Source organism: Hymenobacter miniatus (assembly GCF_016427455.1).
Lineage (GTDB): Bacteria > Bacteroidota > Bacteroidia > Cytophagales > Hymenobacteraceae > Hymenobacter > Hymenobacter armeniacus.
Window position 1 is genome coordinate 459,631 of record NZ_JAELXR010000003.1, and the last position, 8,360, is coordinate 467,990.

5 protein-coding genes and 1 tRNA gene are annotated in these 8,360 nt (G+C 61.1%); 4 read left to right on the plus strand and 2 right to left on the minus strand.

Annotation, left to right across the window (positions count from 1 at the left end; translation table 11 throughout):
- Nucleotides 1-59: 59 nt before the first annotated feature.
- The 3 genes from JAO73_RS07255 (at nucleotide 60) to JAO73_RS07265 (ending at nucleotide 5,341) form a co-directional block, all read left to right on the plus strand.
- Complete coding sequence (locus JAO73_RS07255; RefSeq protein ID WP_198976426.1) at nucleotides 60-2,513, plus strand: glycoside hydrolase family 2 TIM barrel-domain containing protein; 2,454 nt, start codon at nucleotides 60-62, stop codon at nucleotides 2,511-2,513.
- A gap of 320 nt (nucleotides 2,514-2,833) precedes the next feature.
- Complete coding sequence (locus JAO73_RS07260; protein WP_198976427.1) at nucleotides 2,834-3,997, plus strand: alginate lyase family protein; 1,164 nt, start codon at nucleotides 2,834-2,836, stop codon at nucleotides 3,995-3,997.
- A 162-nt stretch (nucleotides 3,998-4,159) separates the two neighbouring features.
- The gene (locus JAO73_RS07265) at nucleotides 4,160-5,341 is read left to right on the plus strand and encodes an alginate lyase family protein (protein WP_198976428.1); all 1,182 of its coding nucleotides are present in this window, start codon (nucleotides 4,160-4,162) and stop codon (nucleotides 5,339-5,341) included.
- 538 nt (nucleotides 5,342-5,879) lie between these two features.
- On the opposite strand, the gene JAO73_RS07270 is transcribed toward JAO73_RS07265, so the two are convergent.
- A tRNA-Arg gene (locus JAO73_RS07270) sits at nucleotides 5,880-5,953 on the minus strand.
- 108 nt (nucleotides 5,954-6,061) lie between these two features.
- A complete protein-coding gene (locus JAO73_RS07275; RefSeq protein WP_198976429.1) occupies nucleotides 6,062-6,784 on the minus strand; it encodes a TVP38/TMEM64 family protein in 723 nt (240 codons plus the stop codon).
- 226 nt (nucleotides 6,785-7,010) lie between these two features.
- Between JAO73_RS07275 and JAO73_RS07280 the strand changes: the two genes are divergently transcribed.
- Nucleotides 7,011-8,150 (plus strand): cystathionine gamma-synthase, encoded by a 1,140-nt coding sequence (locus JAO73_RS07280; protein WP_190927943.1) that lies wholly within the window; start codon nucleotides 7,011-7,013, stop codon nucleotides 8,148-8,150.
- Nucleotides 8,151-8,360 lie beyond the last annotated feature (210 nt).

The following is an 8,360-nucleotide window of genomic DNA, read 5'->3' on the forward strand; positions in this document are numbered from 1 at the left end:
ATCAGCAACGACGAGACGCAACATGTTGCGTCTCTACATCCGTCTAGGCACCTCTGGCTATGAATAGAAACCTTGTTTATCTGCTGCTCCTTCTTAGCAGCTTCTCAGCCGCCGCCCAGCAAAGCACCCGCCTGAACACCGGCTGGGAATTTGTGCGCCAAGACCTGGGCGGCGTGTGGGAAGCCGTGCGCCCCGTGGTGGCCGGCAACCCCGAAAGCGTGCCCCTGTGGCAGCCCGTGACTTTGCCGCACTGCTTCAACGCGCGCGATGCCGTGGACCCCGACGTGAACTACTACCAGGGCCCCGGATGGTACCGCACGCAGCTCGCCATCCAAAACCCCTACATCCACGGCCGCACGCTGCTGCACTTCGAGGGTTCGGGCCAGAAAACGCGTGTGTTCATCTATACCACCGAAGTGGGTAGCCACGTCGGCGGCTACGATGAATGGACCGTCGACATTACCCAGGCCGTGGTCGACTTCCAGAAAACCGACGCTTTCAAAACCCAGTTCAAGGGCAAAATTCCACTCTCCATTCGTTGCGACAACTCCCGCGACCTGGAAATGATGCCGTCCGATTTATCGGATTTCAACCTCTACGGCGGCCTCTACCGCTACCTCAACCTCACGTACGAGCCGGCCGTTTCGCTGGCGCGCGTGGCCGTGAAAGCGGAAGTCGACCAAGCCGGCAAACAGGGTCAGTTAACAGTGAAAGGCGTTTTACGAGAGCCTTTTGCCAGCGGCACGGCGCAGGTGAGCGTGCGCCTGCTGGACCCGCGCGGCAAGCAAGTGGCCAAATCGCAAACGTCGCTCAGCCTCAAAAGTGGCGAACTGGACCTGGCCAGTTTCAAGCTGAAAGCGCCGCGCCGGTGGGCGCCCGAGCACCCGGAGCTGTACACCGTGCAGGTGGCCGTGACGGCCGGCGGCCAAAGCTTCCAGCAAACCGAGAAAGTGGGTTTTCGCCACATCGAATTCGTGGAGCGCGGCCCGTTTCGGCTGAATGGGCAGCGCCTGCTGCTGCGCGGCACCCACCGCCACGAAGACCACGCCGGCGTAGCCGCCGCCATGACCGAAGCCCAAATCCGCCAGGAAATGCGGCTGATGAAAAGCATGGGCGTCAACTTCATCCGCTTGGGCCACTACCAGCAGTCGCGCATCGTGCTGAACCTGTGCGACTCGCTGGGCATCACCGTGTGGGAAGAAATACCGTGGTGCCGGGGCGGGCTGGGCGGCGAAAGCTACCAAGCCCAGGGCCGCCGCATGCTCACCAACATGGTGCGGCAGCATTACAACCACCCGGCCGTCATCATCTGGGGGCTGGGCAATGAGAACGACTGGCCCGGCGATTTTCCGGAGTTCGACAAAGAGAAAATCCGGACGTACATGAAGTCGCTCAACGACCTGGCCCACCAGCTCGACCCGAGTCGCTACACCGCCATCCGGCGCTGCGATTTCTGCAAGGACATTCCCGACGTGTATTCGCCCTCTATCTGGGCCGGCTGGTACCGGGGAATTTACACCGACTATAAGTCGGTGACGGAGCAGGAGTTCAAGGCGGTGAAGCGCTTCCTGCACGTGGAGTGGGGCGGCGACAGCCACGCCGGCCGCCACTCCGAAAACCCCGACAACGCCCTGGCCAAAATCACCGCCGGCCAGGGGGCCGACGAGCGCGCGGGCGACGCCAGCCTGTTCGGCGGCAGCGCCCGCGTGTCGAAAGACGGCGACTGGAGCGAAAGCTACCTCTGCAACCTCGTCGACTGGCACCTGAAGGAGCAGGAAACCATGCCCTGGCTCAGCGGCGCGGCTTACTGGCCGTTCAAGGATTTCTCTACCCCCGTGCGCCCCGACAACCCCATCCCGTACATGAACCAGAAGGGCGTGGTGGAGCGCGACCTCACGCCCAAAGAGGCCTTCTACGTCTTCCAATCGTACTGGGCCACTGCGCCCATGGTGCACATCTACGGCCACTCCTGGCCCGTGCGCTGGGGCGAGGCCGGCGAGCAAAAGATGGTGAAAGTGTACTCCAACGCCGCTGAAGTCGAGCTATTTGTGAACGGCCAAAGCCAGGGCGTGAAAAAGCGCAACAGCCAGGATTTTCCCGCCGCCGGCCTGCGCTGGCTGGTGCCGCTGAGCGAGGGCGAAAACACCTTTCGCGCCGTGGCCCGCCAGGGCAAAACCACCGTGCAGGACGAAATACTCCAGCGCTACCAAACCGCCAAATGGGCCAAACCCGCCCGCCTCACCCTCGAAAAAACCGCCGAAGCCAACGGCATTGCCACCATCGAAGTGAAGCTGTTCGACGCCCGGGGCATCCAGTGCCTCGACGCGGCCAGCTGGGTGCAGTTTGGGCTGACGGGCGGCGGCACGCTGCTCGATGACCTGGGTACCAGCAGCGGCGCGCGCAAGGTGCAGGCCTACAACGGCCGCGCCATTATCCGCGTGCGCACCAACGGCTTGCGCAGCGTGGCCAGCGTGGCTTCGGAAGGGCTGGATACGGTGTTTTTGAAACTTTAGAGTGTGTTTCCGAAGGAACGTCATGCAGAGCGCTGCGCAGCATCTCGCGTGCCACCGCTAACTCTATTCAACGAATGATTTGCAGTACACGCAAAATGCTGCGCTGCGCTCTGTGCCGTGGTTTATTTTCAAAATAACGTGTTGATAATTAATAAATTAGATACGAATTATTTCGCAAACGATTCCGTAAATAAACTGCCTTTTCCAAGTACTTAACGGGCACTGAGGATTCTATTTTTATGCCGCTCCCCGACGATGGCCTAACTCCCGGAGTAGCCTGAAAATCATCGTTTCCATTCTTCAATTCCCACGAAAAAAACATGATGCACTTCATCGCACTACCGCGCCTGGCCCGCCTGGGACTGGCTGCCGTCCTTACGCTGCTCGCCAGCTGCCAAAAGAAGGAGGCCGCTACGCCTGACACGGCCACGGCCAACACTGCCGACTCCACCATTACCACCTTCCGCCATCCCGGCGTGGTGGTGAGCGCGGCCAGCCTCAATTTGGTGGCCAGCCAGGCCAATGCCGGCGATGCCACCCGCACCGCCGGCTACAACAAAGTCGTCGACTACATGAACCAATACGCCGTGCCCACCAGCTTTCCGGCGGTGGTGTACGTGGTGGGCAGCGGCGGCAGCCCCACCGAAGACCAGATTCGGCGCGACTGCATTCTGGCCTACGCCTGTGCCCTGCGCTGGGTGAAAACCGGCAGCGCCACCTACGCCAACCATGCCAAGCAGATTCTGAACGGCTACGCCTACAATTTCCAGCGCTATTCCACCTCGCCCAAGCCCGACGGCAGCCCCACCGAATTCCGCCAGACCTACCTGGAAGCCGCCTGGGTAGCGCCCACGTTCGTGGCGGCGGGCGAAATCATCCGCTACTACCAGGTAAACGGCACGGGTGCGGGCTGGTCGGCCACCGACGTGGCCAAGTTCTCCGACTTTCTCAATAACCTGAAGAACAACTACGTCAACAACGTGCCCGGTGCCATCTCCGACACCAACAACTGGCAGGCCTCGTACTGCTACGCCAAAATGGCGCTGGGCGTGTGGTTCAACAGCACCACCGTGTACGACTCGGGCTACGACTACCTGCTGCAAATCATGCCACAGCTGGTGTATTCCGACGGGGCCGTCAAGGAACTGCGCGACCGCGACTGTGTGCACCCGCAATACACCCTCACGGCCATGACCTACGCCGCCGAAACGGCTCGCATCCAAGGAAACACGGCCTTGTATGAAGCCAATGGCCAGCTCATCAAGAACGGCTGGAACAAGTTTGAGGACGCCGAAGCCGGCAGCTACTCGCGCAACTGCAGCGGCAGCCAGATTTTTCCCGGCATCGAAACCGCCTACAACTACTACGGCACCGCCAAACTGGCCTCGCTGCGCGACCGCCAGGACCCCTACGGCGTGTCGGGCGACAAGACCTTCCTGGGCTTCACCTCTTTCACGCACCGCAGCATTGGCACCGTGCGATAGGAGAGTGGTTGAATGCCGCTCCATGGCCTGATAAAAAGAACGTCATGCTGAGCGAAGTCGAAGCATCTCTACCGCAGGAGTAAATAAGTACTTTCTCGGTAGAGATGCTTCGACTTCGCTCAGCATGACGTTCCATCCGATGATGTTTCTCCGAAAACACATATGCTGCTCCGCATAATCGCCTTACTGCTAGCCTTGCTCCCGGCCGCGCACGCCACCCGCTTAGCCCCACCACCCGCCAGCAAGCTCCGGCAGGAAGCCACGCGCACCCTGCGCCCCTATGTGCTGAAAGAAGCGGCCTGGGCTTTGCAGCAGGAGCCCATTACCGTGACGGCTAGCAACTCGCCGCGCAGCGCGGGTGGCCCGCACGATTTCTTTTCCGAAGGCGACTACTGGTGGCCCGACCCGCAGAACCCCGGTGGGCCCTACATCCAGAAAGACGGCCTCACCAACCCCGACAACTTCACGGCCCACCGCTTGGCCATGATTCGCTTCAGCCGCATTGTGGGCGCCCTGGCCTCGGCCTACAAACTGACAGGCGACGAGAAATACGTGCGCCACGCGCTGACGCATTTACGGGCTTGGTTCACGGACCCGCAAACGCTGATGAATCCGTCGCTGCTCTACGCCCAGGCTATTTCGGGCCGCTTCACCGGGCGCGGCATCGGCATCATCGACACCGTTCAGCTGATGGAGGTGGCCCAGGGCGTGCTGGTGATGCAGGCCGCCAAAAGCTTCGACCCGCGCGACCTAGCCGGCATCAAAAGCTGGTTTGCGCAGTATCTCACCTGGCTTACCACGCACCCCAACGCTAGGGAGGAGATGAACGCCGCCAACAACCACGGTACCTGCTGGACCGTGCAAGTGGCGGCTTTTGCCCGCCTCACGGCCAACCAAGACCTGCTGGCCCTGTGTCGCACGCGCTACAAAACCGTGCACCTGCCCACCCAAATGGCCCCCGACGGCAGCTTCCCGCTCGAAACCAAGCGCACGAAGCCCTACGGCTACTCGCTTTTCAACCTCGATGCGATGGCCATGCTCTGCCAAATGCTGAGCACCCCCGCCGACAACCTCTGGGGCTACCAAACGCCCGAGGGCCGCGGCATCCGCAAGGGCATTGAGTTTCTGTATCCTTTTGTGAAAGACAAAAGTGCCTGGCCCTTTCCCAAAGATGTAATGTATTGGGGCAACTGGCCTGTGGCGCAGCCCTTTCTTGTCTTCGGTGCCGTGCAGTTTCAAAACCCGGCTTGGCTCAGCACTTGGCAGCAGCTCGAGCACGCCCCCGCGGTACCCGAAGTGGTGCGCAACCTGCCTGTCAGAAACCCGCTCATTTGGCTGAATTGAGGGCGTTTTGACGGGCTGCCACGTCGACGAATCTATCAACTGTCTCGCATAGCGGGGTGATTGGAACCCCGCCGTCCTGCGCAATGGTCAGGTGGTCGTTCAGCGGCTCGCTCAGCCCTTTCAGCATCGCGATGCCGAGAGTGCGCAGGTGCTCTATGTAAAAGCTTTTGGCCCTGCCCGCGCCGTTATTGCCAAGCGTGGGTTGGTAGCGGTGGGAGGCGCGCGAAACGGCAATACCGCCAGTTTGCTGGTATAGAAAGCTCCCTCTGTTGTCCGCGACCCCGCCGGAATAGAAGCGGCGGGTCGTTTTCAGACTCCCTGATTCCGCTCACAACTGCAGAACACCCTCTGGAACAGCATGCAGCTGAAGCAACTTAGAGTAATCGCCAAACGGGGGTGCTTCTCCACGTCAAGACGTTTGCCAAGTCACAAGAAACCCGATTAGAACTGAGTTGCTGCCATCTAATCCGTCGGGGGCCTCTACGCGTTGCTTGAAAAAGCAAAAGGTCCTTCCTGCTAGCAGGAAGGACCTTTTCTGTGGTCGCATAAGGAGTCGAACCTTAAACCTTCTGATTCGTAGTCAGATGCTCTATCCAATTGAGCTATGCAACCAGTTCCCGTGTTGGGAGTGCAAAGGTAAGACGAGAAAAAGTGGCCGTACAAGCCCAGTGCGTAATTTTCTGCAAATAAATTTCAAAAAAATGCGCAAGCTGCTCACAATCAGGGAGCCGTTGTTGAGCTGGCGGCGCTTTTGCTCAGGGCCCGCTTCAGGGCTTGGTTGAAGAGGTAGTAGAGGCCGAAGAACGAGGCCGCCACCAGCGCTAGCAGCAATATTTTGCCGGTGGTGCCGGTGCCAGGGTCTTTGAGCAGCGCAAACACGTCCTGCGCCTTGGTGCCGAGCCAGTAGAAAAACAGGCTGCGCGGCAGCATGCCGGCCACCGACGCAAACAAGAACGGCCCGCGCCGCACCCGCATGATGGCCAGCACAAACGTCATGAGCGCAAAAGGGGTGACGGGCGAGATGCGCGTGAGGAAAATCAACTGCCAGCTATCGGTTTTGAGCTCCTTCATCACGGCGTCGACTTTGGGGAAGTGGCCGAGGAAGGCCAGCATCTTGCCGTGGTCGAGGGTGCTGGCAATCTGGTAGCCCACCAGCGCGGCCAGCGCGTAGGCCACCACCATGCCCGGAAAGCCGCTCCAGCCCAGGTAAAAGCCCGTAATCAGCACCACGGCCGTGGTATTGACCAAGGAAAATGCCATGGCCACGCCCACAATCACGAAGTAGAACAGGCTTTGGCCGGTGGTGAGGTTTTCGAGCAATTGCTGGTTGCGGTAGAGCACGAAGCTGAGCGACGAGCTGCCCACCAGCGGCACGGCCACCAGCAGCAGCATCGACAGCAGCGTGGAAAAGTTTTTTCGAAGGAGCTCGCGCAGAAATTTCATGGGCAGCGAAGGTAGCGGCGGCGCCTGCCAAGTAAGGCACGGCCGCCGTGTGCTGCTTACGCGCCGCAGGAGCCAATGGCTGCGCGGCCGGGCGCCGGGCAAGGGAGGCCACGGACGCCGCGCCGGTTCGGCGTTGCCTTGGCGGGCTTCCGTAACTTGCCGGCCCAACGCACCGGCCCCTGCCGCGCGCCGGGCTCAATTCCTTAAAATCCCACCTTCTCCCACCATGAAATTCGCCACCAAAGCCATTCACGCCGGCGTGCACCCGGACCCCCACACTGGGGCCATCATGACGCCCATCTACCAGACTTCGACCTACGTGCAGACCTCGCCCGGCAAAAACCAGGGCTTTGAGTACTCGCGCACCCACAACCCTACCCGCTCGCAGCTGCAGGATGCTGTGGCCGCCCTCGACAACGGCAAGCACGGCATTGCTTTCGCCTCCGGCATGGCCGCCATCGACTGCCTGATGAAGCTGCTCAAGCCCGGCGACGAGGTGATTTCGACCAACGACCTTTACGGCGGCAGCTACCGCCTCTTCACAAAAGTGTACGAGCCGTTCGGCATCAAATTCCACTTCGTGCCCATGCACGACATGGAAGCCGTGCGCGCCGTGGCCAGCGACAAAACCAAGCTGATTTGGGTGGAAACGCCCACCAACCCGCTTCTCAACGTCATCGACATTGCGGCGGCTTCGGCCGTGGCCAAGGAGTGCGGCGCCTTGCTGGCCGTCGACAACACCTTCAGCACGCCCTACCTGCAAACGCCCATGGACCTGGGCGCCGACATCGTGATGTACTCGCTGACCAAGTACATGGCCGGCCACTCCGACACCGTGATGGGCGCCCTGGTGGTGAACGACGACGAGCTGCACCAGCGCCTGAGCTTTTACCAGAACGCCTGCGGCGGCACGCCCGGGCCCCAGGACTGCTTCCTGGTACTGCGCGGGCTGAAAACGCTGCACATTCGCATGCAGCGGCACTGCGAAAACGGCCGCGCCGTGGCCGAGTACCTGCGCCAGCACCCCAAAGTGGAGAAAGTGTACTGGCCCGGCTTCGAAAACCACCCCAACCACGCCGTGGCCGCCAAGCAGATGCGCGACTTCGGCGGCATGATTTCCTTCGTACTGAAGGGCGACCGGCAGGAAGACGCCATTGCCGTGCTGGAGAAGTTCCAGTACTTCACCCTGGCCGAAAGCCTGGGCGGCGTGGAAAGCCTCAGCGGCCACCCCGCCACCATGACGCACGCCAGCATTCCGGCCGAGCAGCGCCGTAAGTCGGGCCTCTCGGACTCGCTCATTCGCCTGAGCGTGGGCATCGAGGACGCCGAGGACCTGATTGAGGACCTGGCCCAGGCCATCGGCTAAGCCGCCGGCCCCGTTGGGACGAACCGAACAGGCCCGGAGCACTGCTCCGGGCCTGTTGCGCGAAAAGGCGTGCGGCTCGGCCGGGTTTGCGCCCGTTCGAGGGCCGGAATAACCGTTCGCCCAAATTGCCTTTGGGGTGGGAGCGGGGCGGGGGAAGTTTGAGGAAACAATCACCCAAAAACGCTCCAACGCCATGAACTACGCTACCTT

Bases quoted from the DNA above. Each gene is read 5' to 3' on its own strand.
- JAO73_RS07265 (WP_198976428.1), top strand. From the start codon at position 4,160: ATGCTGCTCCGCATAATCGCCTTACTGCTAGCCTTGCTCCCGGCCGCG.
- JAO73_RS07275 (WP_198976429.1), bottom strand. From the start codon at position 6,784: ATGAAATTTCTGCGCGAGCTCCTTCGAAAAAACTTTTCCACGCTGCTG.
- JAO73_RS07260 (WP_198976427.1), top strand. From the start codon at position 2,834: ATGATGCACTTCATCGCACTACCGCGCCTGGCCCGCCTGGGACTGGCT.
- JAO73_RS07255 (WP_198976426.1), top strand. From the start codon at position 60: ATGAATAGAAACCTTGTTTATCTGCTGCTCCTTCTTAGCAGCTTCTCA.
- JAO73_RS07280 (WP_190927943.1), top strand. From the start codon at position 7,011: ATGAAATTCGCCACCAAAGCCATTCACGCCGGCGTGCACCCGGACCCC.